This window comes from Streptomyces pseudogriseolus (genome assembly GCA_002154585.1).
In the GTDB taxonomy this organism is placed as follows: domain Bacteria; phylum Actinomycetota; class Actinomycetes; order Streptomycetales; family Streptomycetaceae; genus Streptomyces; species Streptomyces pseudogriseolus.
Genome location: MUNG01000678.1, coordinates 1 through 2,454 on the forward strand (window position 1 = coordinate 1; position 2,454 = coordinate 2,454).

General features: G+C 72.8%; 2 protein-coding genes. Both read left to right on the forward strand.

Annotated features, from left to right (window positions below; translation table 11 throughout):
• Positions 1-1,343 (forward strand): GlnX family signal transduction membrane protein (locus CCN29_RS34040; protein WP_442538684.1); only part of this gene is annotated, 1,343 nt, incomplete at its 5' end.
• Positions 1,344-1,390: 47 nt separating this feature from the next.
• Positions 1,391-2,437 carry a glutamate ABC transporter substrate-binding protein gene (locus CCN29_RS34045; protein ID WP_086686322.1) on the forward strand — a complete coding sequence of 349 codons (1,047 nt, stop codon included), beginning with the start codon at positions 1,391-1,393 and terminating at the stop codon, positions 2,435-2,437.
• Positions 2,438-2,454 lie beyond the last annotated feature (17 nt).

Below are 2,454 nucleotides of genomic sequence, written 5' to 3' on the forward strand. Positions count from 1 at the left end.
GCCGGAACAGCGCCTCACCCCCCGCCCCCCGCCGCACCGCCTTCGCCGAAGGCGTCGACCAGCTCCGCCACGCCGCCACGACGGAACCCGGACGCCTCCGCATCATGGGTGCGTTCCTGGCCGCGCTCGTGGTCGCGTTCGGCGCGGTCACCGCGTGGCAGATGACCGACCGCGCGACCGCCGCCGACGCCGTGCTGACCAGCAGCCAGCCCCTCACCTCGGACGCCGCGGACATCTACCGCTCCCTCGCGGACGCGAACACCGCGGCCAGCAGCGGCTTCCTCGCCGGCGGCCAGGAGTCCGCCGCCACCCGCGACCGCTACGAGCGTGACATCGCGACCGCCGCCGCGAAGCTGGTCAACGCCGCGGCCAACGCGGCGCCCGGCTCCCCCTCCACGACCACGATCACGAAGCTCAACCGCCTGCTTCCCGAGTACAAGGGCCTGGTCGAGCGCGCCCGCACCTACAACCGCCAGGGCTACCCCGTGGGCGGCGCCTACCTGCGCTACGCGAACGAGAAGATGCAGCAGGAGATGCTGCCGGCCGCGCAGGACCTCTACACCATGGAGAACGAGCGCCTCCGCGCGGACTACGCGGACGCGACCCCGTACCCCTGGCCCGCCATCGCCCTGGGCCTGGCGACGCTCGCCGCCCTCGCCTGGGCCCAGCGTCGCACGTACCTCCGCACGAACCGCGTCCTCAACCACGGCCTGGTGACGGCGACGACGGCGACCGCCGTCGTGCTCCTCTGGCTGACCGCCGGCCACGCCCTCGTCCGCGACCACCTGAACGACTCGTACGACCACGGCGTGCGGTCCCTCGCCGTGCTCCACGACGCCCGCATCGCCTCCCTCAAGGCCCGGGGCAACGAGAACCTGACCCTGGTGGCGCGCGGCGCGGAGACCACGAAGGTCGGCGACAGGACGCTCGACGCCTACGACTACGACTTCACGCGCGACATCGACACGCTCGCCAAGGGCCTCGCCCACGCACAGCGTCTCGCGGACGACGACACGGGCGAGAAGCCGGTGACCGCCGCGGTGGGCAACATGACGGAGTGGAAGAAGCGGCACGCGGCCGCCCGCGAGCAGGACGAGAACGGCAACTACCAGCAGGCGCTGGACATGGTGATCGGAGCCAGGAACGCCACGGGCGAGTGCTTCGACGCCGTCGACAGGAACCTGGCGACGGCGCTGGCGCACGAGGAGGCGGAGTTCGCGTCGGCGGCCGGCGACGGCCGGGACGCGTTGACGGGCCTGCCGACGGGCGCGGCGGTCCTCGCCGTGCTGGGCGCGGCGGGCGCGGTGCTGGGCATCGGCCGCAGGCTGTCGGAGTACCGATGACACGGCGGACGCCGAAGGGGACGAGGAAGCCGGAGGGGGCCATGACGATGCACGCACGACACCTGCGGGCCCGCCTGAAGGGCTGGGGAGGCGTCGGGGCGATGGCGGCGGCCTGCGCCCTGGCCTTGGTGTTCGCCCTGGCCCTGACCTGCACGGGCTCGGTGGCGTCACAGTCGGCCGGCGCCCGCACCACCCAGGCCCTGACCACCGCCGGCACCGCCCGCGCCGCCGACGACTGCGAGGCCCCCGAGAAACAGACCCTCGCCCCCTCCCGCGCCGACGGCCCCACCATCGCGGCGATCAAGGCCCGCCCCGGCGAGAAGCGCAAGCTGATCGTCGGCGTGGACCAGAACAGCTACCGCTGGGGCTACCGCGACCCGAACGGCGGCGAGAGCGGCCGTCTCGAGGGCTTCGACATCGACCTGGTGCACCGCATCGCGGAGGACATCCTCGGCGACCCGGACGCCGTCCAGTTCAAGGCGATCCCGACCGACCAGCGCATCCCGGCGATCCAGGACGGCCGGGTGGACCTGGTGGTCCGCACGATGACGATCAACTGCCCGCGCCTGCAGGACGTGGCGTTCTCCGCGCCGTACTTCAGGACGGGCCAGCAGGTGCTGGCGCCCAAGTCCTCCCCCGTCGAGGGGTACGACGAGACGCTCGCGCACCGCAAGGTCTGCACGGCGAAGGGCTCGACGGCGCACGCGAAGCTGGAGGAGGACCGCAGGAGCGGCGACCTGCCGGCGTCGACGGACATCTCCACGACCGTGCCCAACCAGCTCGACTGCCTGGTGCGGCTCCAGCTCGGCGAGGTGGACGCGGTCGTCAACGACGGCGCCCTCGCGGCGAGCCAGGCCGCGCAGGATCCGACGGTGGAGCTCAAGGGCGAGGCGTTCACGACCGAGTACTACGGCGTGGCGATGAAGAAGGACGCGGACGACCTGGTGCGCCGGGTCAACCAGATCCTCGTGGACTTCCGGCAGGACACCGCGACCGGCTGGGAGGCCTCGTACACGAAATGGCTGTCCGCCACGATGGACGACGACCCGTCCGCGTCGAGGCCCCCGACCCCGGAGTACCTGCGCCGAAGCTGACCGCGACCCCACCCCCT

What these genes read in the sequence shown, in the direction of transcription:
- CCN29_RS34045 (WP_086686322.1), top strand. Translation starts at nt 1,391, where the DNA reads ATGCACGCACGACACCTGCGGGCCCGCCTGAAGGGCTGGGGAGGCGTC.